At 75.5% G+C, this 24,730-nt stretch carries 22 protein-coding genes and 1 pseudogene; 15 read left to right on the top strand and 8 right to left on the bottom strand.

The genetic code is table 11. From position 1 onward, the window contains the following. Positions 1-37: 37 nt before the first annotated feature. Genes GKE82_RS08825 through GKE82_RS28155 form a run of 8 tightly spaced genes read left to right on the top strand, consistent with a single transcriptional unit; the run spans position 38 to position 10,085 of the window. A complete protein-coding gene (locus tag GKE82_RS08825; protein WP_107571359.1) occupies positions 38-778 on the top strand; it encodes an ABC transporter permease in 741 nt (246 codons plus the stop codon). Beyond that, entirely contained in the window at positions 775-1,563 is a 789-nt protein-coding gene (locus GKE82_RS08820) for an ABC transporter permease (protein ID WP_107571189.1), read from the top strand. Before GKE82_RS08825 ends, GKE82_RS08820 begins: the two co-directional genes overlap by 4 nt. 9 nt (positions 1,564-1,572) lie before the next feature. Then, on the top strand, positions 1,573-2,889 hold the full coding sequence (locus tag GKE82_RS08815; RefSeq protein WP_154733027.1) for an MlaD family protein: 1,317 nt from the start codon (positions 1,573-1,575) through the stop codon (positions 2,887-2,889). Further along, positions 2,886-4,430: an MlaD family protein gene (locus GKE82_RS30370; RefSeq protein WP_196189126.1), complete on the top strand. Its 1,545-nt coding sequence runs from the start codon at positions 2,886-2,888 to the stop codon at positions 4,428-4,430. Before GKE82_RS08815 ends, GKE82_RS30370 begins: the two co-directional genes overlap by 4 nt. Beyond that, a complete protein-coding gene (locus tag GKE82_RS08800) occupies positions 4,427-5,860 on the top strand; it encodes an MlaD family protein (RefSeq protein WP_154733025.1) in 1,434 nt (477 codons plus the stop codon). The genes GKE82_RS30370 and GKE82_RS08800 overlap by 4 nt, the downstream gene beginning before the upstream one ends. Continuing rightward, positions 5,857-7,398, top strand: coding sequence for an MlaD family protein (locus tag GKE82_RS26920; protein ID WP_196189125.1), 1,542 nt, complete (start codon positions 5,857-5,859; stop codon positions 7,396-7,398). Before GKE82_RS08800 ends, GKE82_RS26920 begins: the two co-directional genes overlap by 4 nt. Continuing rightward, the gene (locus GKE82_RS08790; protein WP_154733024.1) at positions 7,395-8,666 is read left to right on the top strand and encodes an MlaD family protein; all 1,272 of its coding nucleotides are present in this window, start codon (positions 7,395-7,397) and stop codon (positions 8,664-8,666) included. Before GKE82_RS26920 ends, GKE82_RS08790 begins: the two co-directional genes overlap by 4 nt. Before the next feature lie 3 nt (positions 8,667-8,669). Continuing rightward, positions 8,670-10,085, top strand: coding sequence for an MlaD family protein (locus GKE82_RS28155; protein ID WP_154733023.1), 1,416 nt, complete (start codon positions 8,670-8,672; stop codon positions 10,083-10,085). A gap of 30 nt (positions 10,086-10,115) precedes the next feature. Here GKE82_RS28155 and GKE82_RS29840 read toward each other — a convergent pair whose 3' ends face one another. The 4 genes and pseudogenes from GKE82_RS29840 to GKE82_RS26910 all read right to left on the bottom strand — a co-directional run bounded on the left by GKE82_RS29840 (position 10,116) and on the right by GKE82_RS26910 (position 11,165). Then, positions 10,116-10,247 carry a hypothetical protein gene (locus GKE82_RS29840; protein ID WP_255450678.1) on the bottom strand — a complete coding sequence of 44 codons (132 nt, stop codon included), beginning with the start codon at positions 10,245-10,247 and terminating at the stop codon, positions 10,116-10,118. Positions 10,248-10,299: 52 nt separating this feature from the next. Beyond that, positions 10,300-10,557, bottom strand: a pseudogene (locus GKE82_RS31305) (SRPBCC family protein); the annotation flags it as partial. A gap of 9 nt (positions 10,558-10,566) precedes the next feature. Continuing rightward, complete coding sequence (locus tag GKE82_RS28150; protein ID WP_107571198.1) at positions 10,567-10,911, bottom strand: Hpt domain-containing protein; 345 nt, start codon at positions 10,909-10,911, stop codon at positions 10,567-10,569. After that, on the bottom strand, positions 10,908-11,165 hold the full coding sequence (locus tag GKE82_RS26910; protein ID WP_107571199.1) for a hypothetical protein: 258 nt from the start codon (positions 11,163-11,165) through the stop codon (positions 10,908-10,910). Before GKE82_RS26910 ends, GKE82_RS28150 begins: the two co-directional genes overlap by 4 nt. A 244-nt stretch (positions 11,166-11,409) precedes the next feature. Here GKE82_RS26910 and GKE82_RS08770 point away from each other — a divergent pair, with 244 nt between their 5' ends. After that, positions 11,410-13,242 carry an ATP-binding SpoIIE family protein phosphatase gene (locus GKE82_RS08770; protein WP_154733021.1) on the top strand — a complete coding sequence of 611 codons (1,833 nt, stop codon included), beginning with the start codon at positions 11,410-11,412 and terminating at the stop codon, positions 13,240-13,242. 18 nt (positions 13,243-13,260) lie between these two features. Here the strand turns inward: GKE82_RS08770 and GKE82_RS08765 are convergent, their stop codons facing one another. From GKE82_RS08765 to GKE82_RS08755, 3 genes are all read right to left on the bottom strand, one after another. Next, positions 13,261-13,605 (bottom strand): STAS domain-containing protein, encoded by a 345-nt coding sequence (locus GKE82_RS08765; protein ID WP_154733020.1) that lies wholly within the window; start codon positions 13,603-13,605, stop codon positions 13,261-13,263. Positions 13,606-13,689: 84 nt separating this feature from the next. Continuing rightward, positions 13,690-14,049: an STAS domain-containing protein gene (locus tag GKE82_RS08760; protein ID WP_107571202.1), complete on the bottom strand. Its 360-nt coding sequence runs from the start codon at positions 14,047-14,049 to the stop codon at positions 13,690-13,692. Positions 14,050-14,111: 62 nt separating this feature from the next. Then, positions 14,112-14,501, bottom strand: coding sequence for an ATP-binding protein (locus GKE82_RS08755; protein WP_154733019.1), 390 nt, complete (start codon positions 14,499-14,501; stop codon positions 14,112-14,114). 220 nt (positions 14,502-14,721) lie between these two features. Here GKE82_RS08755 and GKE82_RS28145 point away from each other — a divergent pair, with 220 nt between their 5' ends. The 4 genes from GKE82_RS28145 to GKE82_RS08735 all read left to right on the top strand — a co-directional run bounded on the left by GKE82_RS28145 (position 14,722) and on the right by GKE82_RS08735 (position 21,175). Then, positions 14,722-15,000, top strand: a complete 279-nt coding sequence (locus tag GKE82_RS28145; RefSeq protein ID WP_233243953.1) for an HU family DNA-binding protein — start codon at positions 14,722-14,724, stop codon at positions 14,998-15,000. Between the two features lie 183 nt (positions 15,001-15,183). Next, on the top strand, positions 15,184-17,508 hold the full coding sequence (locus tag GKE82_RS08745; RefSeq protein WP_154733018.1) for a hypothetical protein: 2,325 nt from the start codon (positions 15,184-15,186) through the stop codon (positions 17,506-17,508). 16 nt (positions 17,509-17,524) lie between these two features. Further along, entirely contained in the window at positions 17,525-20,380 is a 2,856-nt protein-coding gene (locus GKE82_RS08740) for a copper resistance protein CopC (RefSeq protein WP_154733017.1), read from the top strand. Between the two features lie 24 nt (positions 20,381-20,404). Beyond that, positions 20,405-21,175 carry a hypothetical protein gene (locus tag GKE82_RS08735; RefSeq protein ID WP_154733016.1) on the top strand — a complete coding sequence of 257 codons (771 nt, stop codon included), beginning with the start codon at positions 20,405-20,407 and terminating at the stop codon, positions 21,173-21,175. 22 nt (positions 21,176-21,197) lie between these two features. Here GKE82_RS08735 and GKE82_RS08730 read toward each other — a convergent pair whose 3' ends face one another. Then, positions 21,198-22,361, bottom strand: coding sequence for an MFS transporter (locus tag GKE82_RS08730; protein WP_154733015.1), 1,164 nt, complete (start codon positions 22,359-22,361; stop codon positions 21,198-21,200). Positions 22,362-22,423: 62 nt separating this feature from the next. On the opposite strand from GKE82_RS08730, the gene GKE82_RS30645 reads away from it, so the two are divergent. Then, positions 22,424-23,392: a helix-turn-helix domain-containing protein gene (locus GKE82_RS30645; protein ID WP_154733014.1), complete on the top strand. Its 969-nt coding sequence runs from the start codon at positions 22,424-22,426 to the stop codon at positions 23,390-23,392. A 39-nt stretch (positions 23,393-23,431) separates the two neighbouring features. Beyond that, entirely contained in the window at positions 23,432-24,724 is a 1,293-nt protein-coding gene (locus GKE82_RS08720; RefSeq protein WP_154733013.1) for a calcium-binding protein, read from the top strand. The last annotated feature ends 6 nt before the right edge of the window (positions 24,725-24,730 follow it).

Genomic DNA, 24,730 nt, shown 5'->3' with positions numbered 1-24,730 from the left:
CCTGCCCCTGCGGGAGTTCATCGAGACGATCGGCTCGATGGGCATCCTCACGGGCAAGACGATCGTCTCGGCGGTCCGTCCGCCCTACCCCTACGGCGGCGAGTTCGTCTCGCAGTTCCTGTTCGCGCTGCGGCTCTGCTGGTTCCCGATGATCGTCGCGTCGATCGCGTTCACCTACGGGCCGTCCGGCATCCAGGCCGCGAACTTCCTCAACCTGTTCGGGGCGCTCGACCGGCTCGGCGGGCTGTTCGTCCTCGCCGTCGTGCGCGAGTTCGCGCCGCTGGTCTGCGCGATCGTCATGGCGGGCGTCGCCGGCACCGCGATGTGCGCCGACCTCGGCGCCCGCAAGATCCGCGAGGAGCTCGACGCGCTCCAGGTGCTCGGCGTCGACCCGATCAAGAACCTCGTCGTGCCGCGCTTCCTCGCGCTGATGCTCGCGACCGGCATGTTCAACGTCTACGCGCTGATCTTCGGCACCTTCGGCGGCGTCCTCGTGACGCTCTCCAACGGCGCCCCGGTCGGCGCGTTCTTCGCCACGTACTTCACGAACGCGACGACGACCGAGCTCTGGGGCTCGCTGCTGAAGACGACGCTGTTCGGGGCGATCATCGCGATCGTCTGCTGCTACAAGGGCCTCACCGCCAAGGGCGGCCCCGAGGGCGTCGGCCGCGCGGTCAACGAGGCGGTCGTCATCGCGTTCCTCGGCATCGGCGCGTTCAACTACGTCTTCACGCAGACGCTGCTGGCCACCCACCCGGAGCTGTCGGCCGTCCGATGAGGACCCTCAACGACCGGATCTTCCTGCCGTTCGGCGTCTGGCTGCGGTTCGCCGGCCGCGTGATGGGCGACGTCTACTCGCTGAAGGTCATGCGCTTCTTCGGCGAGGCGCTGCGGCAGGCCGGGATCCTCGTCGTCGGCTCGGTGCTGATCGTCCTCGGGCTCGTCTTCATCCTCGGGCTGCAGTGCGGCATCGAGGGCGTCTACGGCACCCGCGCGGTCGGGTCGCCGTCGACGGTCGGCGCGTTCACCGCGCTGTGCGACCTGCGCGAGGTCACCCCGTACGCGTTCGGCTACATGATGGCCGCGAAGGTCGGCACGGGCATGGTCGCCGAGCTCGGCTCGATGCGGATCTCCGACGAGATCGACGCGCTCGAGGTCATGGGCTTCGACTCGATGCTCTACCTCTGCGCCACCCGCCTGCTCGGGATGTGGCTCGTGCTGCCGTTCGTCTACATCATCGCGGTGGCCGCGGGGTTCCTCGGCTCGTACATCGCGGTCGTCGAGCAGATCGCCGAGGTGTCGGCCGGCGGGTACTTCCAGATCTTCTGGCAGTTCCAGAACCCCGTCGACCTCCTGTACTCGGCGATCAAGGGGATGCTGATGGCGACCTTCGTCGTCCTCGTCGGCGTCTACTACGGCTACAACGTCACCGGGGGACCCGTCGGCGTCGGCCGCGCGACCGCGAAGTCGATGGTCATGAACATCTTCGGCATCCACATCATCGGGATGCTCGGCACGCAGGTGTTCTGGGGCGGCAACCCTCGAGCCCCGATCGGCGGGTAGCGCGGACGCGTGCGGGGCCTGCCCACCCAGCGCATCGCCGCGGTCGCGGCGCTCGTCATCGCCCTCGCCGTCGCCGCGGTCGTCCTGCTCGGCGGCAGCGGCGACTACGTCGTCAAGGCCCGGTTCGTCGACGCCGGCCAGCTCGTCAAGGGCAACCTCGTGCAGGTCGCCGGGCGGCCCGTCGGCAAGGTCACCGACATCGACCTGACCGACGACAACCAGGCCGAGCTGACGCTGACGCTCACCGACGACGGGGTCAAGCCGCTGCACCGCGGCACCGTCGCGCAGATCCGCCTCGTGGGCCTCTCCGGCGTCGCCAACCGCTACCTCGAGCTCGCCCCGGGCCCGTCGAGCGGCGAGGCGATCCCGGACGGCGGCGTCCTCTCCCAGGACGAGACGCGGCCGGTCGTCGACCTCGACACGCTCCTCAACGCGCTCGACGCGAAGACCCGCGGCAAGCTCCAGAACATCATCAAGGACGGCAGCGAGATCTTCGAGGGCACCGCCGCCGGAGACGCCAACCGCGCCACGCAGTACCTGAACCCCGCCGTCGGCCAGGGCCGCGCGCTCGCCGAGGAGCTCGCGTTCGACACGGCGGCGGTCGGGCGGCTCGTCACCACGGGCGCCGCCGTCACGAAGGTCCTCGCCAACCGCCGCGACGACGTCGGCGCCGGCATCACGACCACGGCGCGGGCGCTGCGGTCGATCGCCGACGAGCGCGGCGCGCTGCAGGACGCGCTGACCCGCGCGCCCGCCGTGCTGCGCCAGGCGCGCCGCACCTTCGCCACGACCGACCGCACGCTGCGCCAGGTCCGGCCCGCGCTGCGCGACCTGCGCCCCGCCGCCGCCCCGCTCGCCGACGTCCTGCGCGAGCTGCCCGGCACCGCGCGCCAGGCCCGCCCGGTCCTCGACGACCTCACCGCGCTGCTGCCGTCGCTGCGCACCGTGCTGCGCGCCGCGCCCGCGCTCGCGTCCGTCGCCGTCCCCGCGGTCGACTCGACGACCACCGCGGTCCGCGGCGCCGCCCCGATCTTCACCGGCCTGCGCCCGTACACCCCCGACCTCGTGCTCGGCCTCTTCAACGGCCTCGGCGGGCAGGCCGCCACGAGCTACGACGCCAACGGGCACTTCGCCCGCATCGGCTTCGCGACCGGCGGGCCGACGCTCACGGGCCTGCTGAGCCCCGGTCCCGGGATGGGGGCGCCCGGCGTGCGCTCCGGCGTCACCGCCCGCTGCCCGGGCGCGGCCGCCGACGCCGCCCCGGACGGCTCGAGCCCGTACGTGCCCGACGAGTCGATCTGCGACCCCCGGAGCACCCGGCCGTGAGCGCGCTCGCCCGCACGATCGCGGCCGGCACGGGCCCGCGGCGCCTGCTCGCCCTCGGGCTGCTCGCGGCGCTCGCCGCCGTCGGCGTCGCGCTCGCGCTCGGTCCCGCCCGCTCGGGAGCGGCCGACGGGGCGCAGTACCGCGTCAACGCGATCTTCGACACCGCCAAGGGGATCATCCCGGGACAGGTCGTGAAGATCGCCGGCGCGCGCGTCGGGACGGTCGACGACGTCACGCTCACCGACGACTACCGCGCGCGGATCGAGATGTCGGTCGACGGCCGCTTCGCGCCGTTCCGCAGCGACGCCGCCTGCGACATCCAGCCCGAGGGCCTGATCAGCGAGCGGTTCGTGCAGTGCGACCCCGGCTCCCCGGACGGCCGCGAGCTCGGCGAGGAGGACGGGGTCCCGACGGTCCCGGTCACGCGCACGAAGGTGCCGGTGGCGTTCACCGACCTCTTCAACATCTTCGACCTCCCGGTCCGGCAGCGGTTCTCGATCGTCGTCAGCTCGCTCGGGCTCGGGCTCGCCGGCCGCGGCACCGACGTCAACGACGTGCTGCGCCGCGCGAACCCGACGCTCGGGCTGCTGCGCCAGGTGCTCGACCGGCTCGACCGCGACCGTCGCGACCTGCAGGACGCGGTCTCGGCGACCGACCGCGTGGTCGCCGACCTCGCCCGGCGGCCGGAGCGCGTCGGCGACTTCGTCGACCGCGCCGCGGCGGTGACGCAGCGGACCGCGAACCGTCGCAGCGAGCTGCAGGAGGGCATCCGCCGCCTGCCCGCGCTGCTGGACGAGACCGAGCCGACCGTCCGCCGCTTCGAGACCTTCGCGCGCGAGACGACGCCGCTGCTGCGCGAGGCGCGCACGACGGCGCCCGAGCTCGTGCGGCTGCTCGACCAGATCGCCCCCGCGGCCGCGGCCGGGCGGCCCGCGCTGCGCGCGCTCGGGCAGACCGCGGTGACCGGTCGCACGGCCGTCCGCAGCGCCCGGCCCGTCGTGCGGCTGCTGCGGACATTCGCGGCCGCCGCCGGACCGACCGGGACGCAGCTCGCGAGCCTCGTGACGAACCTGCGCGAGCGCGGCGCCACCGAGTTCCTCGCGAAGTACGCGTACAACGCCGTCGGCTTCACCGGGCGCTACGACTCCTACGGCCACATCGCGCCCGCGCACGCGTTCTTCAACAGCTGCGCGTTCTTCGCCACCACGCCGACCGAGACGTGCCGCGCGACGTACACGACCACCACGCCGCAGCGTGCCGCGAAGACCGCGCCGACGCGCGACGGCGCCCGCCGGCCCGCCGCGCGCCCGCAGACCGGGGAGGCCCCCGCCGCCGCGCCCGCGCCCCCGCAGCCGACCGCGACCCCGAAGCCCACGACGCCCGCGATCGAGCTGCCCGGCCTGCCGCCGATCCAGGTGCCCGGTCTCGAGAAGCTGCCCGAGCTGCTCCCGGGCATCCTCGGCGGCGGCAAGGGGTCCGGGTCCGGCGGCGGGACCGACCAGCAGACCACCGAGAGCCTCCTGGACTACCTGCTGGGATGACCCGCAAGCCCTCCAACACGACGTTCAGCCCGGGCGACCTGTTCGGCAACCCGATCCTCGTCGGGTCGATGATCCTCATCGTCACGGTCATCGGCGTGCTGCTGTCCTACAACGCCAACAAGGGCCTGCCGTACGTCCCCGCCTACCAGATCTCCGCGATCGTGCCGGACGCCGCCGAGCTCACCGCGGGGGGCAGCGAGGTCCGGATCGGCGGCGCGCGCATCGGGATCATCAAGAAGATCGAGGCGCTGCCCGCCGACGGCCGGCTGCCCGCGCGCGCGAAGCTCGACCTCGAGCTGCAGAAGGACCAGGAGGGCCTGCCGGTCGACTCCGAGGTCCGCGTGCGGCCGCGGTCGATCCTCGGCGCGAAGTACCTCGACGTCATCCCCGGCCGCTCGGCGCGCGGCATCCCCGCGGGCGGCGAGATCCCGTTGCAGCAGGCGCAGCCGATCGTCGAGCTCGACGAGGCGTTCAACGTCTTCGACGACGAGACCTCGCGCGGCATCCGCGGCACGATCACCGTGCTCGGGGACGCGCTCGCGGGCCGCGGCACCGCGATGAACGAGGCGATCGCGGAGACCGGCGAGCTGCTGCCGCCCGCCCAGCGCGTGCTCGGCGTGCTCGCCGCGCGCGACACCGACCTCGAGGGCCTCGTGCGCGGTGTGTCCGGCCTGTCGCGCGCGCTGGAGCCGGTCGCGCCGCGGTTCGTGTCGCTGCTGCTGAACGGTGCGACGACGCTCGACGCGCTCGAGGCCGCCGGCCCGCAGCTCGAGCAGGCGATCGTCGAGCTGCCCCGCACCGAGATCGCCGCGACCCGGGCGCTGCGCGTCTCGCGTCCCGTCCTGGACGACGCCGCCGCGATCAGCACCGCGCTGCGTCCCGGCACGAAGCTGCTGCGCCCCGCCGCCCGCAGCCTGACGGCGGCGCTGCGCACCACCACCCCCGTGCTGCGGGGCGTCCCCGACCTCGCCGGACGGCTGCGCACGACGCTCGTCGCGCTGGACCGGCTCTCGCGCGACCCGTCGACGCCCTCCGCGGTCCGCAAGCTCACCACGACCGTCTCGACGCTCGACGGCACGCTGCAGACGCTGCTGCCCGCCCAGCAGACCTGCAACACGCTCGCGATCGTCCTGCGCAACCTCGGCGAGGTCGTCGCCAACGGCAACGCCGACGGCTCCGGCCTCAACGCCCTGTTCATGCTCGGGCTCGACCAGCAGCTGCAGAGCGCCGGTCCCGCCGCGACGCTCAACGCGAACCCGCGGCCGATCAACGACGCGACCGAGTGCGAGTCCGGCAACGAGCCCTACCGGCCCGGCCGCCACATCGGCAACCCCGAGGGCCGGCAGCCCGCCCGCACCGAGCTGACCGCCGCCCCGCAGGAGGCGACCGACCGGGCGCGCGCGGCCGGCCTGCTGGAGGTCGAGAAGTGAGGCGCTACGGACCGGACCACCGGATCCCGACGCCCGTTCTCGGGGCGATCGCGGTCGTGCTGTTCCTCGCGGGCGTGTACGGGGCCTTCACCAAGCGCGTCCCGTTCGTCGAGGGGTACCGCGTCAAGGCCGTCCTGCACAGCTCCAACGAGCTGCGCAAGGGCTCCCCGGTCCGCATCGCGGGCGTGGACGTCGCGAAGGTCGTCGACCTCGATCACGGGCCGGGGACGACCGCGATCATCACGATGGAGTTCAAGGACCGCGGCCGCCCGGTGCACACCGACGCCGAGCTGCGGATCCGCCCGCGCCTGTTCCTGGAGGGCGGCTTCTACGTCGAGCTCAGTCCCGGCAGTCCGAGCGCCCCGGAGATGCGCGACGGCGGCACGATCCCGCTGAGCGCGACGAAGCTGCCGGTGCAGTTCGACCAGATCCTCAGCGGCGCGTTCGACCGGCCCTCGCGCGACGCGCTCGCCGACGTCCTGGACGAGGCGGGGACCGCGCTGGCCGACGGGGGCGCCCGCGACCTCGGCCGCTCGTTCCGCCCCGCCGTGCCCGCCCTGCGCGACATCGCGATCGTGTCGAAGGCGGCGCGCGGCGAGCGCACCCACGACCTGTCGACGACGATCCGCTCGCTGTCGCGGATCACCGGCGCGCTGGCCGCCAACGAGGACGCGCTCGGCGGCCTCGTCACCGGCTTCGCCCGCACGTCGGGGGCGCTCGCCGCGGAGAGCCGCGCGCTCGGCGAGGGGATCCGCGAGCTCGACACCGTCCTGACCACGGCGCCGCCCGCGCTGCGCGCGATCGACCGGGCGCTGCCGCCCACCGGGCGCCTCGCCCAGGACCTGCGGCCCGGCCTGCGCGTCGCGCCGCCCGTCCTGCGCGGCACCGTGCGGCTGCTGGACCAGCTCGAGCGCGCGACCCGGCCGGCCGAGCTGCCGGGCCTGATCGCCACCCTGCGGCCCGCCCTCACCGAGCTGCCGCGGCTGACCGACCGGCTGCAGACCCTGTTCCCGCTGGTGACGCCGGTCAGCGACTGCGTCCGCGAGCGCGTCACGCCCGTGCTCGAGACGAAGCTCGACGACGGCGCCCTCAGCTCGGGCCGGCCGCTGTGGCAGGACCTCGTGCACGCGATGGTCGGCCTCAACAGCGCGGCGTCGACCTTCGACGGCAACGGCCACCAGGTCCGCTACCTCGCGGGCATCGGCGACCAGGTCATCGGCAGCGGGGACATCCCCGGCCTCGGGCCGCTGCTGGGTGTCGGGCCGGAGCCGATCCAGGGTGTGCGGCCGCGCTGGAACGGGCCCGGGAAGTTCCCGCCGTTCCGCCCGGACCTGCCCTGCCGCGACCAGCCCGCGCCCGACCTGCGCGCCCCCGCCTCCGCGCCGACGGCGATGACCGCGCGGTCCGCCACCGCGGCCGAGCTGCGCCGGGCCGCGGCCGCCCGTCGCGCCACGCGCCGTGCGACGCCGACCCAGCTGCGGCGCACCGAGCAGCGGCTGCGCCGGGCCGCGCAGACGCGCCGGGAGGCGGGACGATGAGGCGCCAGCTGGAGCGCTACGGCCGCTGGCTGATCGCGATCGGCGTGCTGATGGCGATCGCCGCGGTGTGCGCCGGCTACATCCTCGTGAACCAGCGGCTCAGCCTGCCGTTCCGCGACACGTACACGGTCAAGGTCGAGATGGCGACCGTCCCCGGGCTGGCCCCCGGACTCGGCCAGCCCGCGAACGTCGCCGGGGTGCGCGTCGGCATGATCAAGGGCGTCGAGTTGCGCAACGGGCGCGCGATCGTCGCGCTGGAGATCGAGCGCGACAAGCTCCCGCGGGTCTGGGACAACGCGTTCGCCACGATGGTCCCGAACTCGCCGCTGAAGGACCTGCAGATGGAGCTGTTCCCGGGCCGACCGCCCGCGAAGGAGCTCCCCGACGGCGGTCTCGTGCCGATCGCGCGGACGTCCCCGCCGATCGACAGCGACGAGCTCACCAACGCGCTGGACCTCGACACCCGCCGCTTCTTCAACGTGCTCGTCGCCGGCTCAGACGAGGGGCTCGCGGGCCGCGGGGAGGACCTGCGCCGGCTGTTCGCGTCGCTCGGGCCGACGGCCGAGGACCTGCGGACCGTCAGCGGCGCGCTCGCCGAGCGGCGCCGCCAGCTGCGCCGCCTGGTCGGCAACCTCGCGATCCTCACCCGCCGCGTCGGCGAGCGCGACGTCGAGCTCGCGAAGCTCGTCGAGTCCGGCAACGCGACGGTCACGGCGCTCGCCGCCGAGGAGCGGGCGCTGCGCGCCTCGGTGCGCAAGCTCCCCGCGACCCTGCGCACCACGCGGCGCGCGCTGGACTCCGCACGGGACTTCAGCGCCGAGCTCGAGCCGGCCGCCCGCGCCCTCGGGCCCGTGGCGGCGCGCGCCCCGGGGGCGCTGAAGGCCGCCGAGCCGCTCGTCCGCGAGGCGGTCCCGATCCTGCGCGACCGGCTGCGCCCGCTCGTGCGCGAGTCGCAGCCCCTGGCCCGGGACCTGGCGCCCGCGACCCGCTCGCTCAGCGCCGTCACGCCGTCCCTGACCACCGCGTTCCGCGGCCTGAACTACATCGTCAACACGCTCGCCCACAACCCGGAGGGCAAGGACGAGGGCTACCTGTTCTGGATCGCCTGGTTCGCCCACAACGGCATGTCGTTCATCAGCAACGAGGACGCCAACGGCGCCGCCTGGCGCGGGATGCTGCTGTTCGACTGCGCCACCCTCTACGCGTTCGACGGCATCGGGCCGCTGCTGTCCCAGCTCGGCGACCTCGCCCCCTTCTGCCCGAAGTAGCCCATGGGAACCCGACCGCCAGCCCTCTCGCAGATCGCCGTCGCCGTCGTCTTCGCGCTCTCGGTGTTCGGCTTCACGCTGTTCGTCTGGAAGAGCTTCGGCGGCACCGTGCCGCTGGAGCCCAAGGGCTACGAGGTGCAGGTCCTGTTCGGCCGCGACGCCGCGCAGCTGACGTCCAACGCGTCGGTGCGGATCGCGGGCGTCCCCGTCGGCCGCGTCGTGCGGACCGAGCCGGTCGGGACCCGGATCCGGGCGACGATCGACCTCGAGCGCCGCTACGCGCCGCTGCCCGCCGACGCGCGCGCGATCGTCCGGGCGAAGACGCTGCTGGGGGAGACGTTCATCGAGCTGACCCCGGGCACGAAGGGCCGCACGCCGGTCCCCGACGGCGGCACGCTCCCGGCCGGCAACGTGCAGGCCGCGGAGGGCCTGGACGACGTCCTGGCGAGCTTCGACGCCCCGACCCGGCAGGCGCTCAAGGACTTCCTGGGGGACGTCGACACCGCGCTGGACGGCCGTGCCGACGACATCAGCGCGGTCCTCGGCAACGCCGCCCCGGCGGCGCGCGACCTGCGCCGCACCCTCGACGTGCTCGACGCCCAGCGTCCCGCGCTGCGCGCCCTGATCCGCGACTCGGCGACGACGCTGCAGACGATCGCCGACCGCGAGGGCGACCTGCGCGAGCTCGTCGTCGCCGGCGACGAGGTCCTCGACGCGACCGCCGACCGCAACGCGCAGCTGACGGCGACGATCCGCGAGCTCCCGGGGTTCCTGCGCGACGTGCGCAGCTTCTCCGGGGCGGTGGAGGACACGGCGCGGGAGGCGGCGCCGACGCTGCGGACCCTGCGCCCGGTCGCCCGGCAGCTGCGCCCGTCGCTGCAGGAGGCGATCCGCCTCGGGCCGAGCCTGCAGCGCCTCGCGCGCGGCATCGACCCGGTGGTGACCGCCGCCCGGCGCGGCCTGCCCGCCCTGACCCGGGTGGTGGACGCGGCGCGCCCGCTCGTCGGGGTGCTCGACCGCGCGGGGCGTGACCTCGTGCCGGTGATCCGCTTCGTCGACGCCTACCGCGAGGACCTCGTGGCGGGCGCCGCGACCGTCGCGGCCGCGACGAACTACACGGTCCCCGGTCCGGGCGGCCGCCCCAACCGGGCGCTGCGCGTGCTCTCCCCGATCTGGAGCGAGGGGCTGCTCGGGGCCGAGAAGCGCTCGCCGACCAACCGCTACAACCCGTACCACGTGCCCGGTGGGCTCGGGAAGATCATCGACGGGCCGCTGGCCTCGTTCAGCTGCAAGCACACGTCCAACCCGGCGAACGCCCAGTCGGCCGGTGCGCAGGCCGCGCCGTGCCTGCAGTCCGAGCCGTGGACGGTCGACGGGCGGACGTCGCAGTTCCCGCGGGTCGAGCCGCTGTCGAAGTAGCGCGCGCGGGGCCGGCGACCCGGCCGCGCGTCAGGGGGCGAAGACGCGCGCGAGCGCGTCCAGCGTGCCGTCGAGCACGCGGTTGCGGACCTGGTCGACGACCGGTCCGCGGGCGAGCAGCCCGAGCGTGCGGCCCGGGTCGACCGCGAGGTCGTAGCGCACGCGGCAGCCGCTCTCGGTCGGCTCGACGGTGAAGCTCCCCCTCGAGCTTCTTCACGTCGCTGCCCTTCTCGGAGGTCCAGCTCAGCGAGCGGGGCGCGTCGTAGCGGTAGCGGAGGTTCACCGACACCGTGCGGACCTTCGCGTCGATGGTCTGACGGGTCGCGAGCGGGCGCCCGTCCGGGCCGGTCTCGCGGACCTCCACGGCGCGGACGGTGCTCTGCCAGTCCGGGAAGCCGGCGGCGTCGGCGAGGTGCTCGTAGACGGCCGTCGCGTCGGCGGCGATCTCGATCGTGCGGGAGCCGGTGATCACGGGCGCAGCCTACGCCAGGCGGGCGCGGGTCGCGGCCCACGCGTCGCGCAGGACGGCGGCGGCGTGCGCGGGATCGACGCCGGCCCGGGCCGTGCGCTCGAGGTCGTAGGCGGCCTGCTGCAGACGGGTCGCTCCGACGAGCATCGCCCCGCCCTTCACGCCGTGCGCCTCGCGCACGAGCGTCTCGTCGATCGTGCCGGCCGTGACGGCGGCCACGATCGCACCGAGCTGCCGGTCGGTCTCCTGCACGAAGCCGTCGACGATCTCGCGGGCGCCCTCCGGGCCGAAGTCCGCCTCGAGCTCGCCGAAGCGTCCGTCGTCGAGGACCGGGAGTCCGGCGATGTCCTGGGTCACGCGTGGCGCTCGCGGTCGGCCTCGCCGTAGACGTCGGGGTCCAGGGCCGCGGCGGCCTCGTCGCTGCGGCCGGCGTGCCGGCCGATCTGCGAGGTCGTGTGCTGGTCGCCGTGGCTGGCGTGCTCCACGAGCAGCGCCTCGGCGAGCTCGAAGCCCTCGGCCTCGCCGCCGCCGGCCTCCTCGACCGCGCGCCGCTCCTCGCGGCGGCGGGCCTCCAGGGCGTCGGACACCCCGCTCATCGGATGCTCGGTCATGGGGGGAGTCAACCGTGCCGGGGCGCCGGGTGCAACCGCGGGCGTCCACCCGCCGGAAACTGCGTCCGGCGACGCGGGTTTGGTCGCCCTGGCGAGCGGGAAACCACGGAGCGACCGGCCGATACGCCCGAGGGGGCGGGGCGCCGGCGGCCCTCGGAACGGTGTGCGCCCGGACCGGCGGGTGCGCCGGCGCCCCGCCCCCTCCCGCGTGCGCCGCGCCGGACCACGCGCGATGATGGGCGCCGTGCTCCGCGGCCCCGCCCTGCGCTTCACCCTGCTCGTCCTCGCCCAGCTGCTCGTCTTCGCGGCGGACGTGGTGATCGACGCGCCGGTGGTGCTGACGGGCGTCACGAGCGTCCCGGTGCTCGTGATGGCCCTGCTCGGCGGCCCGCGCGCGACGTTCGCGCTGGGGGCGATCGCGGTCGTGCTGATCCTCCTCGGGGGCGCGGTCGACGGCACGTTCCTGGAGGCCTCCAACGTCGTCCGGGCGGCGACCGTGACCGCGGTCTGCGTGCTCGCCGGCTTCGCGTCGCAGGCGCGGATGCGCCTCGAGGGGGACGTCGCGCGGCTCGCGCTGCTGGCGGCGGTCGGCGACGCCCGGCCGGGGGACGGCCCCCAGTCGGCGGCGGGCGTGCTGCTCGAGGCGCTCGCCCCGTCCTACGCCGACCTCGCGCGCGTCACGCTCGTGGAGACCGCGACGACCGGCACGACCCGCACGGTGGTGGAGCGCGGCCGGAGCCCCGACGACCCGGGGCCGACGCTCGTGCTGCCGCTGTCGGCCGCCGGGAGGCACGTCGGCACGCTCGAGCTCGTGCGCGGCGGCCGCCGCGCGCGCTTCGGCCGCGCCGACCAGCGGTTCGGCCGGGCGCTCGCCGCCCGCGCCGCGCTCGTGATCGAGAACGCCCGCCTCGTCGGCCAGCTGACCGCCGCGGAGGCCGAGCAGCGGCACGTCGCCCAGGCGCTCCAGCACAGCCTGCGCCCGCCCGAGGTGCCGGACATCCCCGGCGCGCAGGTCGGCGCCTACTACCGGGCGGTCGGGGCCGCGACGCAGGTCGGTGGCGACTTCTACGACGCCTACCCGCTGCAGGACGGCTGGCTGCTGGTCATCGGCGACGTCACCGGCAAGGGCGCGGCGGCCGCGTCCGTGACGGCGCTGGCGCGCGGCGCCCTGGAGGCGGCGGCCACCCAGACGGGCTCGGCGCTGGAGGCGGTCGCGCGGCTCGATGCGCTCCTCGGGCGCCGGGAGGAGCTGTCGCTGTGCTCGGTCGCGCTCGTGCACCTGCGGCTCTGCGACGCCCGCCGACGCGCCGAGGTGCTCCTGGCGGGGCACCCGCCCGTGCTGCTCCTGCGCGACGGGGCGGTCCGGCCGGTCGGGCACCCCGGGTCGCTGCCCGGCGCGTTCCCGGATCCGCGCTGGCGGGTGGAGGAGGTCGAACTGCGGGAGGGCGACGCGCTCGTGCTGCGCACCGACGGGGTGACCGACGCGGTCGGGGCCGACGGGCGCCTGGGGGAGGAGCGCCTGCACGCCGCCCTGGAAGGGCTGCGTCCGGCGTCCGCCGACGCGGTGCTCGACCGCGTCCGGGCGGCGATCGACGGCCACACGGTCGGCACGCAGCGCGACGACACCGCGGTCGTCGCCGTGGTCGTCGGGCCGGGGCCGGCCGCGACGCCGCCGCGCCCGCGGCCGCTCGGGCCCGACGATCTGCAGCTCGTGCTCGACGGGACGCCGAGCTCGGTCGCGGCGGCCCGGCGCGCGGTCGAGGCGCACCTCGGCCCGCGGCTGACCGACGCGGAGCTCGCGGACGTGCGGCTGCTCGTCAGCGAGCTGGCGTCCAACGCGGTCCGCCACGGGGGGCGGGGGCCGACGGAGCTGACGCTCGGCTGCGACACGCGCGCGGTCCGGGCGATCGTCGTCGACCCGGGGAGCGGCTTCCTGCCGCCCGACCGCGACCTCGACGCGCCGGTCGAGGAGCCCACCGAGGGCGGCTACGGGCTCGCGCTCGTCGCGCGCCTGGCCTCCCGCTGGGGCGTCGACCGCGACGGCGGCACGCGGGTCTGGTTCGAGCTCGACCGCTGAACGACCGGCGCGCGTGCCCTAGGCGGGCGGCGCGTCGACGAGCTCGAGGTGCGCGGCGACGCCCGTGGTCTCGAGCAGCTCGCGGACCGGGCGCGACCCGGCGACGCGGAACGGGACGCCCTGCGCGGCCCCGTGGCGGTGCGCCTCGACGAGCACGCGGATCCCCGAGGAGTCCAGGAACGACGTGCCGAGCAGGTCGAGCACGAGGGCGATCTCCCCGTCCTGGCGGGCGCCGAGGGCCTGCTGCACCTCCGGGGCGGTCGCGAGGTCGATCTCGCCGCGGACGGTGACGACGCGACTTCCATCCTGGGCGCGGCGCTGCTCGAGGGAGAACGGGGGCGGTTCGTGCGGCGGCAGGGACATCGGTCGAGCGCGCGGGCGTCCGGTGCCCGCCGGGCGAGCATAGCGGGGACCCGGACGGTCGGCGGTCCGCGCCGGTGACGGCGCTCAGGCCTGCGTGGCGCGCAGCTGCTCGAGCGCGAGGTCGCGCGTGGGGACGACCGACAGGACCCCGTCGAGGCCGGTGATCGCGAACGTGCTCGCGGTCGTGGGCTCCGTGTTGACGATCGCGACGTCACCACCGGCGGGCCGGACGCGCTTGGCGATGCCGATCAGCACGCCGAGACCGGTGGAGTCCAGGAAGCGCGTGTCGGTGAGGTCGATGACGATGCGGCGGGCGCCGCCCTCGATCGCCTCGGCGGCCGCGTGCTTGAGGTCGGGAGCGGTGAAGAGGTCGATCTCCCCGGCCACGGCGAGCACGTGGACGTCGTCGGGGAGCACCTCGGAGCGGAGGGCGAAGTCGAACATCGGACCGCCCCGACCTACCCGAGGGGCGGCAGGGGCAAACCGGGTGTCGGCGGGCTGCGCGCTCATGCCGCGAGCTGCGCCGGATGCAGGCTGAACGCCATGTGGACCTCGGTCGCGCCGTCCCGGCGGGTGATGTCGAACCGCTGGGCCATCGCGCCGATCAGCCGCAGGCCGGCGCCGAGGCCCGCCCCGGGGGAGTCCGGGCGCAGCCCGCCGCCCTCGTCGCGGATGACGACGTCGATCTCGTCGGCGTCGGCGGTCGCGTGGACCTCCATGAGGCCGACGCTGTCCGTGCGGTCCGTGTAGGCGTGCACGACGACGTTCGCGACCGCCTCCGTGACCGCCAGGGCGATCGCGCCGCGGGTGCGCTTGTCGGCGCCGCGGGTGGCGGCCATGCCGCCGAGCGCGTGGCGCACGACCGGCACGTTCTCGGGCACGGCACGGAGCCGCATCTCGAGATCGTGGTCGCCGACGGGTCGTTGCACACCCTCGGGATTCCCCCTGCGAGCGGCCCCAAACCCGCGAAAGTGCCGATGGCGCCTGCCTTTCCGGGACGTGGTCCGTCCGCGGAACGGTCTAGGGTGCTCCACCGGTCCCGGCCAGACGGGATTTCCACGCACACACCCTGGGCACCAATCTGGCGCAGGGAACCCATCAGCAGGAGGAAGAAACGTGAACAAGACTGAGCTCGCGCAGCACCTGGCGGAGAAGACCGACCTGGGTGCCGGCGACGCCAAGGCGGCGGTCGACGGCCTGACCGCGATCCTGTCCGAGACGCTGGCCCGCGGTGGCGAGGTCAACATCGCCGGCTTCGGGAAGTTCACCGTCGCCGAGCGTGGTGCCCGCACGGGTGTCAACCCGGCCACCGGCGAGAAGATCCAGATCAAGGCCTCCAAGGCGCCGAAGTTCACGGCCGCCAAGGCGCTGAAGGACGCGGTCAACGGGCGCTAGTCCCCCCGTCGTACCGCGGTTCCGCGGGGCCGTCACGCCGTCGTGCGTGGCGGCCCCGTCGCGTTTCCGGACGTTCCGACCGGCTAAAACAACACAAACTCGACATGTTTTGTAGAGTTTGCGCCCGCGGTCCTGGGAGGGACCGCTTCACCACATCTCGGAACCCCCAGGAGACGTTCGCACATGGCAGGGAACACCCCCGCACGACGCGGGAGACGATGGGCCGCGGCCGCCGCCGCCGTCCTCGCCGCCGGCGTCCTCGTCCCGTCGACTGCGTCCTCGCAGCTGACCGGCGACAACGATCTGCCGATCAACCCCCAGTGGCTCGCCAACACGCTCGGCAACGCCACGAACATCGGCCAGGTCAAGAACAACACGATCCCCGGCGCCATCGAGCGCCGCGACAAGGCGGTGGCCGAGTGGAAGGCCGCGCAGACCGCGTTCGAGCAGGGCAAGGGCAAGCAGCCCAGCCCGCTGGCCAAGCCGACCTACAACGTCGTCTGGTCGTCCAAGCAGAACGTGGCCGACGTCCACGCCGACGTCATCAGCAAGCTCGTCACCAACGCGACGGTCAACCCGCAGGGCCTCGCCGACCTGCTCAACCCGCAGTTCCTGCCGGGCCTCGACGGCTTCCAGGTCATCGACACCCGCAAGATCAACCTCGACGGGTCGGAGAACCCCGACTACGGCAAGGTCGTCAACTTCGTCCAGCTCCCGCTGCCCTGGGGCCTGGAGAACGAGGCGCACCACATGCAGTACGAGTGGGAGGACGGGGACCCGATCCTCGCCGGCTCGCTGTTCATCGGCACCACGCACGTCCTCGGCGCCGACGACATCCCGAACCTGAAGCTGCTCAACGAGATCGCGCCCACGGAGTACCCGGGCGGCACGATCGCCGACGCGTACGAGAAGGGGCCCGACGGCCGCTTCCTGCTGACGCTCATGGGCGGTCCGCTCGCGAACTTCGGCGGCTCCCCGGGCCAGCTCGTCACGTTCAAGCCCGACAAGGAGAAGGGCGTCGTCGTCGAGTCCGCGGTCTCCGCCGGCAACATCGGCGGCGTGCTCTCCGGCAATGCCGGTGGCGTCCCGGAGCCCTGCTCGGTCCGCGAGGCCCGCCCGCTGGGCACCTGCGCCAACCCGCACGGCATCCAGATCCGCAACGACCTCGGCTGGGGCCTGACCTCCGACTACGCCGAGCCGCGCGAGATCGTGCTCGACCCGGTCAAGACGGTCGACAAGTACGCGTTCCGCCCGACGATCCGCTCGTGGGACACCTCGAAGGCCGGCTCGCCGGTGCTCAAGGGCGTCGCCAACGTGCCGGACGGCCCGCTCGAGCCCGCCAACCGCGCGCACGAGCAGTACGGGATCATGGAGAACGCCAAGACCTACCCCGACGCCAAGAAGAAGTACGGCGGCATCGACTCCAAGGGCTTCTTCGCGGGCTCGATGTGCGGTGGCGGCGTGTTCTTCGTCCCGGACATCACCAAGGCGAAGGGCGACTTCTCCGACCAGGTCGTGCAGGTCTGGAACGACGGTCTGTCGATCATCCGCAGCGGTGACGGCGGCAACCAGAAGTTCTCCGACGAGCCCGGCGGCTGCGCCGGCGGTGCGTGGCACCAGGTGACCCCGAACAACAAGCTGCTGTTCCGGGCCGTCCAGGGCCGCAACCCCGCGTCGGACAACTACTTCGACCAGGGCCAGGCCAAGCTCATCTACGACATCGACATCTCGCCGGTGATCGAGTCCGCGCAGGACGGCACCGTCGAGTGCGACCTGTCGCGGGGCATCAAGCGCCTGAACCTCACGGGCATCCAGGTGTTCAACAAGCTCGCCAAGGGCGAGGTCGTCGCCGACTGCCCGAAGTTCGTCGACGCGCTGAAGGTCAACGACGTGACGTCCGGCGGCCCGCACTGGGCGGCCTTCGACAACCACTCGATCGACCAGAACGGCGTCCCGTGGCGTCTCACGTTCTCGAACTACTTCGTGTCGCGGACGGGCGTCGACGGTGACCACCGCCTCTACGCGGTGGACGTCTCGCCGGAGGGCAAGCTCTCCTACGACGACGCATGGCGGGACGAGAAGACCGGCGCCCTGGGCGTCAACTTCAACCGCCGCAACTGGCCCGGCAACCCCGACGCGGGCTTCTACAAGCCGCACTCGGAGATCTGGGTCTGCCCGCCCGGCATCTGCCCGACGGACGCCAAGCCGGCCGTTCGCCAGGTGGCCGCCGCGAAGTCCTGCGCCAGCCGCCGGACCTTCACGATCCGCCTCGACAAGGTCAAGGGCCACCGCGTCCTCGGCGGCACCGTGACGGTCTCGGGCAAGAAGGCCAAGGCGACGAAGCGCAACGCGAAGACCGGTCGCTACACGACCACTGTCGACCTGCGCTCGTTCACGAAGAACAAGGTCAAGGTCACCCTGCGGATCAAGGTCCGCAACCTGAAGACCGGCAAGACCCGGACGATCACCCGCACCCGCACGTACAACCCGTGCGTGCGCAAGGCGTAGTCCTCGTCGCACCCTGATGGTCCGACGCCTCGTCGTCGGCACGCTCGCCGCGCTCGGTGCCCTCATGGGCACCGGGCCGGCGACGGCGCTGGCGCATCCCCTCCTGCTGCAGTCCGCCCCCCAGGCCGGACTCGTGAGCCCCCAGGCTCCCGACGCGGTCCGTCTCGCGCTCAGCGAGTCCGGCGTCGCGCGCGGCTCCCGCATCGAGCTGCTCGACGCCCGCGGACGCCGCGTCCCCACCTCGCCGGTGGTCGCCTCTGCCGGCAACCGCACCTTCTCCGTCACCCCCCGTCGCACGCTGCCCAGCGCCGTCTACACGGTCCGCTGGAGCGTCCTGGGCAACGACGGCCACCTCGTCCGCGGCACGTTCGACTTCGGCGTGGCGGGAGCCGGCGGCGCCGCCCCGCCCGGAGCCGAGAAGCTCGGCGGCACCGGTGCCGGCGGCCGCGGCGGCGAGAACGCCGTCAGCGACGGCGTCGTCGCCGTCCTCGGCCGCTGGCTCGGCGTCGCCGCCGCCGCGCTGCTGCTCGGCGCCTTCGTGCTGCTGGCGCTCCTGCGCCGCCGCGAGGACCCGTCCCTCGACGCGGCCCGGGCGCGTGTCCGCGCCGCCGCGCCGCTCACCTGGATCCTCGTCGGCTTCGCGGCCGTCGAGGGCGTCCTGGCCGCCGCCACCTCCGGCACGGGCGGCGAGGTCGACCTCGGGCTGCTGACCGCCGCCCCGACCGCGCGCGCCGACCTGCTGCGGCTCGTCCTCTTCGCGCTCGTCACCGTGGCGCTGCTCGCGCTCGGCGAGCGCCGCGATCCGCTCCGCGGCCGGCTGCTCGCCGGCGGCGCCGTCGCGATCCTGCTCACCTACGCCCTGTCCGGGCACGTCCTGTCGGACCCGTCGGCGTGGACCGTGCTGGACCAGACCGTGCACGTGCTGACCGCGAGCCTGTGGCTCGGGGGCGTGCTGGCGATCGTGCTGCTCACCGTCCGCAACGCGGTCCCCGCCGTCAGTGCCGCCCGGGCGTTCGCCCCGGTCGCCGCCGGGGCGCTCGGCGTCGCGATCGTCACCGGCGTCCTGGCCGCCGTGCGCGAGGTCGACGCCTGGTACTTCCTGCGCTGGTCGGACTACGGGCGCGTCGTGCTCGTGAAGTCCGCGCTCGTCGCGCTCGTCGCGGTCGCCGGTGCCGTCGTCTTCTGGCGGGCGCGCCGCGCCGGGGCCGAGGCCGGGGCCGCGCCCACGGGGCGCGGCTCGCGGCTCGTGCGCGTCGAGGCCGTCGGCGTCGTGGCGATCGTCGGGCTCGCCGCGGCGCTCTCGGGCATCGCCCAGGGCCGCGGTCAGCCGCTCCCCGCCGAGCGTGGCACGCTGTTCGCCGGTCCCGCGTTCGGGACGGCGCTGCTGGCCGACGGCGGCGCGCAGCTGACGCTCGCGCCCGCGCGGCGCGGGAGCAACGTGCTCACGACGATGCTCCCGCCCGAGGAGCGCACCCCGCAGCGCATCAGCGTCCGCCTGGCGCGCGCCGGGGCTCCCGGCGAGGACATCCGCGTCACGCTGCGCCGCGGTGACGGGCCGGCCTGGTCGGCGCCCGTCGAGCTGCCGCAGGACGGCACCTGGTTCGCGTACGTGACCGTCGACGGGGATGCGTCGACCTCCCCGGTCCAGCTCGGGGTCGGCGTCCCGCAGGCGCCCGGCTCGACGCCGCTGGACGTCGTCGCCGTCGCCGACCTCAGCGGTCCCGACGCCGAGCGCTGCCGCGCGCACGTGCTCGGCGCCGGCCTGGCGATCGCCCGGCTCAACGGAGAGGGCGGGCTCGACGGCGGCCGCAAGGTGGCGTCGAAGGTCCTCGACAGCGGCAGCGATCCCGCCCGGGCCGTCGCGCTCGCGCGCGGGGCCGTCGCCGACGGGCGGCGACCCCTGGCCGCGGTCGGCAGCTGCGGCAGCGGCGGCGAGCAGGCCGTCCGCGTGCTCCAGCGCGCCGGCGTCCCGGTCGTGATCGGCGACCCGACCGTCGGGCCGGTCGCCGGCTCCGGCGTCTTCCGCACCGCCGCCGACCCGTACGCGCAAGGCATCTCGTTCGCGCAGATCGTCACGCAGCGCGTGCTGCCCGCCGCCCCGGTCGGCGTCCGGCGCATCCCGGTGATCCTCGGCAGCGACCAGGCGTCGCAGCGGCTCCTGGCCGGCCTGCGCCGCGGTCTCGCCGGCAGCGAGGCGCGGCTCGACGTCCGGCGACCCGGGGACCTCGCGCGACGGTCGCTCGACGACCGCGAGGACGCGATCAGCCAGCTCGAGGTGCTCGCGACGGTGATCGACGTGCCGTCGACCGAGCGCCGCGACGTCGACGCGCTCACCGCGCTGGGCCGCGACCGGGAGGGCATCGTGCCCGCCCCGGTCCTGCTCTCCGAGCGCGTCCTGTCCGAGCGCGTCATCCGCTCCGCCGGGTCGCTCGGCCGGATCGGGGCGCTGCAGGGCGTCAGCGAGGTCTCGCCGACGACCGCCGACGGGATCCTCTACCGCCAGTCCGTGCCGCTGCTGTACCGCGGCGACCTCGCCTCGCTCGACGGGCTGCGCGGCTACGTCAGCGGCCTGGCGCTGCGCGACGCGGTCCGCCGCGGCGGGATCGGGGCGGACGGCGTGATCGACGCCCTGCGCGACCCGGGCGTGTTCACCAGCGCCCTGCTCGCGCCGTGGACCGCACGGCAGCCCGGGGCCGGCTCGCCGGCCACGCTGGCGGTGCAGCCGCTGTTCCTGTCGCCGACCGTCACGCCGCCGTCCGCGGGCGGCACGCCGCGCGCCGCGGCGTACTTCCCGGACGGCACGTGGACCGCGACGTCGGGCCTGCTCGGCGTCGGCCCGCAGACCGGGCCGGCCCCGCAGCTGGCCCGCTGACGGCCGCGGGGTACCCTCGCAGGCGTGCACGCGACCGCACGCCTGCGAGGCCACGGCCTCGTCCTCACCCCACGAGCGCCGTTCGTGCTGCGCCGGATCGGGGACGGCCGCGACGATCGCGTCGCCGTCCAGCACGGGGACGTCGCGGCGACGCTCGACCCGCGCGCGCCCGGGTCGCCGGAGCTCGAGGCGGTGGCGGAGCTGCTGCTCGCCGACGGCCCGACGCCCGACGGCTGGCTCGTCGAGATCCCGGGCGCCGCGTCCGGCGGGTCGTTCGCGGTGCGCTGGCCCAACCACCACGCCCTGGCCAGCTCGGAGCTGCCCGGGGTGCCGTTCGAGCTCTGGGGGCCCGACGGGTCGTCGCTGTTCGTGCAGGGCCCGTTCGACCCGCCGCCCGCCGAGGGGCAGATGGTCGCCCCGGGGCAGGCGGTCGCCGATCGCGGCGACGCGGGCGGCGCGCACTGGCTCGAGCTCGCCTACGCGGACCCGCAGGGCGCCACCTGGCGCCAGCGCCACCACATCCTCCCGTTCGGCCTCGTCGTCAGCGCGCAGGCCCCGGCGGCGGCTGCGGACGCCGCGATGGCGGTCGCCGCCACCCTGGTCGGGGAGCTACTGGACCACTGCCCGTGCACGGTCGAGGTCTCGTGGCGCAGCGCGGACGCGGGCCCGACGACCGACGGGACCGCCCGCATCTGGCGCTGCCCGACCTGCGGCGGCTACTGGCGCGGCGCGACCCGCGAGCGCGCCCGGCGCCTCAGCCCGCAGCACGCCGCCGCGGACCTCGGCTTGATCTGAGCCGGGCCAGCGCGCCGCGCGCTCAGGCCAGCGTGCGGGCCCGCACCGTCGCGACGAGCGCGGCAGCGAGCCCGGCGGCCGCCGCGAGGCCGAACGCGGTGCCGGCGCCGGCCTGGTCGGCGACCGTGCCCGCGGAGACGGCGCCGAGCGCGGCGCCGACCGCGACCGCGGTGTTCAGGCAGGCGAACGCCTCGGTGACGGTTCCGGCGGGGGTGGCCGCGTCGACCATGCTGAACACGGTTGCGAACATCGGGGCGATCAGCGCGCCGCCCAGCGGCAGGACGAGGCCGAGCGCGAGCAGGTTGCCCGACGCCCCGGCGAGCGCCAGGTGCCCGACGGTGAGGACCGCGAGGATGACGGCGAGGCCGGCGGCCGTGCGCGCGCCGCCGCCGAGCCGGGCGGCGACGAGGCCGCCGAGCAGCGAGCCCGCACCCCAGATGCCGAGCAGGACCCCGGAGACGCCGGGGTGGCCGAGCTCGTCGGCGGCGGCGACGACCGACACCTCGACGGAGCCGAACAGCCAGCCGGCGGCGAAGAGCACGAGCGCGAGCGTCTGCATGCCGGGGCTGCGCATGGCCCCGCCCGCGGGCCGCGGCTGCCCGGTGGGGCGCCAGCCGCGCGAGGCGGGGTGCGCCGCGAACAGGGTGGTGCCCGCGAGCAGCACGAGCCCGGCGAGCGCCATCGCCCCGCCGGTGGACCAGGCGGAGCCCAGCAGCAGGACCAGCGGCGGGCCGGCGATCCAGGTGACCTCGAGGATCGCGGACTCGGCGGCGTAGGAGGCGCGGACCGACGCCTCGTCGGGCAGCACGGTGGGCAGCAGCGCGCGCAGGCAGGCGCCGACCGGCGGGAACGCGAGGCCGAGCGCGGCGGCGAGCGCCACCAGGGCGCCGAGCGGGGCGGAGGCGGGCAGCGCGGCGATCGTCAGCAGCGCGCCGCCCGCGACGGCGGCACCGGCGAGCAGCACGCGCGTCTGGCCGCGGCGGTCGATGACGCGGCCGAGCAGCGGGGCGCCGATGCCGTTGCTGGCGGCGAAGGTGCCGGCGACGAGGCCGGCGGGGGCGAGGGAGCCGGTGAGCCCCTCGACGTGGACGAGCAGCCCGACGCTCATCATCGCGAGCGGCAGCCGGGCCAGGAGGGAGAGGGCGAAGAGGCGCAGCGCGCCCGGGGACTGGGTGATGACCTGCATGCGCTCAGGGTGCGACACCGCCCGCGGTTCCCGTGAGTGATTCGCTCTAGACTGAATCGAACGTGTTCCGGTACCGCTTCGGCCAGGACGACCTGCTGCGCACGCGCTTCGCGATCGCCCCGCTGATGGAGCTCGCGGGCGCCTACGACGCCGTCCGCGACCCGCGCCGCTACGCCGTCCACGCCCCGTGGGCGGCCCGCGTCGCACCGCGGCTGACCGGCGTCGACCTGTCGCTGCTCGAGGCCGCCGTCCCGCTGGAGAGCGACTGGCACCCCGACTTCGTCTCCCCGCCGCCCAACGCCCCGCACGCCGTCCTCGCCGAGGAGCTCGACCGCGTCTGCCGCACCCCGCCGGCCCAGGTCGCGCTCGAGATCGCGCGCGCCTACCCCGACGGCGTGCCCGCCCACGCCCGGCCGCTGATCGACCGCCCGTCGACCGCGATCCCCGGCCTGGCCGACCAGATGCGCGTGTTCTGGAACCTCGCGCTCGCCGACGTCTGGCCGCGCGTCCTCGCCCTGGTCGAGACGGAGATCGCCTGGCGCGCCCGGCGACTGGCGGCCGTCGGACCGCAGGCAGCGTTCGCGGGCCTGCACGACACCGTCCGCTGGACCGACGGGGCCGTCGAGCTCAGCGGCCGTCGCCGCGCGGTCGACCTGCCGCTCGGCGGCCGCGGCCTGCTGCTCGTCCCGGCGGCCTTCTCCTGGCCGGCGGTGTGGCCGCTCGTCGACGCGCCGTGGCAGCCGACGCTCGTCTACCCGCCGCCCGGGGTCGCGGACCTCTGGGCGCCCGCGCAGACCGACGACGAGGCGCTCGGCGCGCTGCTCGGGCGCGGCCGCGCCCGCATCCTCCTGGCGCTCGAGCGGCCCGCCGCGACCGACGAGCTGGCGCGCCGCCTGGAGGTCAGCGCCGGCGGCGTCAGCGCGCACCTGCAGGTCCTGCGCCGCGCGGGGCTCGTGACCGGCCGCCGCGAGGGGCACCGCGTCATCTACGCGCGCACCGGACGCGGCGACGTGCTCTGCGGCGCGGCGTGAGCCGCTCATGCCCCGCCGCCCGGCTGCCGATGGGCAGGTGTGCCGTCCCGCTCCCCGCTCGTCGCGGCGCTCCTCGCCGCCGCGCTGCTGCCCGCCGCCGCGCCCGCGCGCGAGCTCGTCGGCGGCTACGGCAGCCAGACCCTCGCCGGGGGCCCGGGCCCCGACCGCCTCGACGGTCGGTCGGCCGACGACGTGCTGCGCGGTGCGGCGGGCGACGACGTCCTCGACGGTGGCACCGGGAACGACCGCCTGTCCGGCGGGGCCGGGCACGACTGGCTCGACGGCGGTGACGGGGACGACGACCTGGGCGGCGGTGACGGGGACGACCTCCTGCTCGAGCGCGGCTTCGGCGACGACCGCCGGCTCGACGGCGGGGCCGGCGACGACGTCGTGCTCGGCGGCCGGGGCGGTGACGCCCTGCTGCTCGGCGGCGCCGGCGACGACGTCCTCGGCGGCGGGCGCGGCCCGGACGTGCTGGCGGGCGGGGACGGCGACGACCTCCTGGACGCCGGTCCCGGGACCGACCGCGTGACGGGGGGCGCGGGAGCGGACCTCCTGATCGGCGGCAGCGGCGCGGACGTCCTCGACGGCGGCCCGGGGGACGACGCGATCTGGCTCGGCCGCACCGTGCAGACGGTGGTGTGCGGCCCGGGCACCGACACCGTCTACTGGCCGTACCACGGCGCTCGCGCCGTCGGCACCCCGGCCGAGGTGCTCGGCGCACACGGCGCGCGCTTCGCCGACTGCGAGCGGCTCGTCGCCCGGCGGGTGGCCGGCGCCCCGTGGATCGAGCCCGGCGACGTGGTGCGCGCGCGGGTCAATGCCGGGCTGCGTCGGGCGCCGGCGGCCGCACTCGCCGCGCTCGAGGCGATCCGGGCGGCCGACGGCATCACCTCGACCCCCTGGGCGACCCTGGGGGACGACTACCTCAGCATGACCGCCCTGCGCGCCGCCGGGTACGTGGGGCCGCTGCACGGCCGCGAGGGCGCCGACCACCTCGAGGGGTCCGCGGTCGGGGACTGGCTCGACGGTGGACCGGGCGCCGACCGGCTCGAGGGGCGCCGCGGCGACGACGTGCTGCTCGGCGGCGACGGCGACGACCGGCTCGCGGGCGCCCGCGGCGACGACGGCCTCGACGGCGGCGCGGGCCGCGACGCGCTCACCGGCGGCTACGGCGCCGACGTGCTCCGCGGCGGCCCCGGCGACGACCTCCTGCGCAGCGTCGACGGCGAGCGCGACGTGGTCGACTGCGGCCCGGGACGCGACCGCGTCGAGGCCGACCGCCTCGACGTCGTCCGCGGCTGCGAGCGCGGGCGCCGCGCCGCCCGCTAACCGCGG

Origin of the sequence: Conexibacter sp. W3-3-2 (assembly GCF_009707605.1) — a bacterium.
Lineage (GTDB): Bacteria > Actinomycetota > Thermoleophilia > Solirubrobacterales > Solirubrobacteraceae > Paraconexibacter > Paraconexibacter algicola.
The sequence above is the reverse complement of the archived record's forward strand: the minus strand, read 5'-3'. Positions and strand labels throughout refer to the sequence as shown.

Excerpts from the sequence above, each read along its gene's own strand:
- GKE82_RS08790 (WP_154733024.1), top strand. The coding sequence starts at position 7,395 with ATGAGGCGCCAGCTGGAGCGCTACGGCCGCTGGCTGATCGCGATCGGC.
- GKE82_RS08765 (WP_154733020.1), bottom strand. The coding sequence starts at position 13,605 with ATGTCCCTGCCGCCGCACGAACCGCCCCCGTTCTCCCTCGAGCAGCGC.
- GKE82_RS08825 (WP_107571359.1), top strand. The coding sequence starts at position 38 with ATGGGCATCCTCACGGGCAAGACGATCGTCTCGGCGGTCCGTCCGCCC.
- GKE82_RS28155 (WP_154733023.1), top strand. The coding sequence starts at position 8,670 with ATGGGAACCCGACCGCCAGCCCTCTCGCAGATCGCCGTCGCCGTCGTC.
- GKE82_RS08760 (WP_107571202.1), bottom strand. The coding sequence starts at position 14,049 with ATGTTCGACTTCGCCCTCCGCTCCGAGGTGCTCCCCGACGACGTCCAC.
- GKE82_RS08800 (WP_154733025.1), top strand. The coding sequence starts at position 4,427 with ATGACCCGCAAGCCCTCCAACACGACGTTCAGCCCGGGCGACCTGTTC.
- GKE82_RS08745 (WP_154733018.1), top strand. The coding sequence starts at position 15,184 with ATGGCAGGGAACACCCCCGCACGACGCGGGAGACGATGGGCCGCGGCC.
- GKE82_RS26910 (WP_107571199.1), bottom strand. The coding sequence starts at position 11,165 with ATGACCGAGCATCCGATGAGCGGGGTGTCCGACGCCCTGGAGGCCCGC.
- GKE82_RS08730 (WP_154733015.1), bottom strand. The coding sequence starts at position 22,361 with ATGCAGGTCATCACCCAGTCCCCGGGCGCGCTGCGCCTCTTCGCCCTC.
- GKE82_RS08820 (WP_107571189.1), top strand. The coding sequence starts at position 775 with ATGAGGACCCTCAACGACCGGATCTTCCTGCCGTTCGGCGTCTGGCTG.
- GKE82_RS08740 (WP_154733017.1), top strand. The coding sequence starts at position 17,525 with ATGGTCCGACGCCTCGTCGTCGGCACGCTCGCCGCGCTCGGTGCCCTC.
- GKE82_RS08755 (WP_154733019.1), bottom strand. The coding sequence starts at position 14,501 with ATGCGGCTCCGTGCCGTGCCCGAGAACGTGCCGGTCGTGCGCCACGCG.